Origin of the sequence: Janthinobacterium sp. BJB426 (assembly GCF_002735705.1) — a bacterium.
Lineage (GTDB): Bacteria > Pseudomonadota > Gammaproteobacteria > Burkholderiales > Burkholderiaceae_D > Janthinobacterium.
The window spans coordinates 1-1,171 of sequence record NZ_PDZL01000051.1 but is presented as its reverse complement, the minus strand read 5'-3'; the positions used below and the strand labels follow the sequence as shown (position 1 = coordinate 1,171).

The 1,171-nt window shown below is 64.0% G+C and carries 1 protein-coding gene; it reads right to left on the bottom strand.

Translation table 11 applies throughout. The features are described 5' to 3' along the window. Positions 1-1,171, bottom strand: a 1,171-nt coding sequence (locus CSQ93_RS28475) for an AMP-binding protein (protein ID WP_158301416.1), incomplete at both ends; no start/stop codon positions are given.

Below are 1,171 nucleotides of genomic sequence, written 5' to 3'. Positions count from 1 at the left end.
CCTGCGAACGGACGCCCGATCGGCACCATTCCCTGCCCGGTTTCCTGCCCCTCGTGGTAGCTGCTGTCGATGGTCGCTTCAGTCACCCCATAGGTATTAATCAGCCGTGGCGATACACCGAACGCGGCCCGTACCCGTGCCTGGTCGGCTCCATACCAGCTATCCGAACCGACCACCAGCAAGCGCATCGGCGGAGCGCTTGAGGCACTCTCTTCAAGATAGGCGCATAATTCGCGCAGCACCGCTGGCACGAATTCGGCCGCCGTGATGCGTTCGTCATGCAGCCAGGCGGTGAGCGCCTGCGCATCGAGCAGTACCGCGCGTGGACAGATCACCAGCGTATTGCCAAAACCGAGCGTACGCACCAAATCCCCCGCAAATACGTCGAAATTGGCGTTCGCCATCTGCAGCCAGCGGTCGCCCTTCAGCGCCAACTGGTAGATGTCATCCCAGGCCGCACCGATGGCAGCCAGGCCACCATGCTCGATCATCACCCCTTTGGGGCGCCCGGTTGTTCCCGACGTAAACGTCGCATAGGCCAGCTGTTCCGGCACCAGCACGAGCGCGGGAGCCGTGTCAGGCAGGGCCGCATCAAGCAGCAGCTCGGACAGGTCAAGGACCGTGGCGCCGCATCCCGAAAGCAAATGACGCTGTTCGCCGTCAGCGATCAACCAGCGCACCTTGGCATCGGTGATGATATCGGCAACGCGGGCGACAGGCACCTCGGCCGTCAGCGGAATATAGGCCGCTCCCGCCTTCATGATCCCCAGTGCCGTCACCGGCAGCAGCACGCTACGCCCGACGCAGAACGCGACGAAGTCGTCGCGCCCGACGCCGCGCTGCAACAGCGCATGGGCCAGCCGGTTCGACTGCACGTCCAGTGCCCCGTACGACAGCGATGTCACCCCATCTTCCACGGCGACCAGGTCCGGATGCAGACGCGCCACTCGCGCGCAACGCTCCGGCAGCAGCAGCGAAGTCGATCCCGCTACGTCCTTGCCGCTCAGTGCCAACAGACGCGATCGCTCTGCCGGCGGCAGGCAGGACAGCGAAGAGATCGGCGCATCAAGCTGCGCCAACATTGCGCTCAACAGGAATTCAAAACTGGCCGCGAAGCGTGCCACCGTGGCCGCATCGAACAGGTCGGTGCTGTATTCCCAACTGAGCTGCA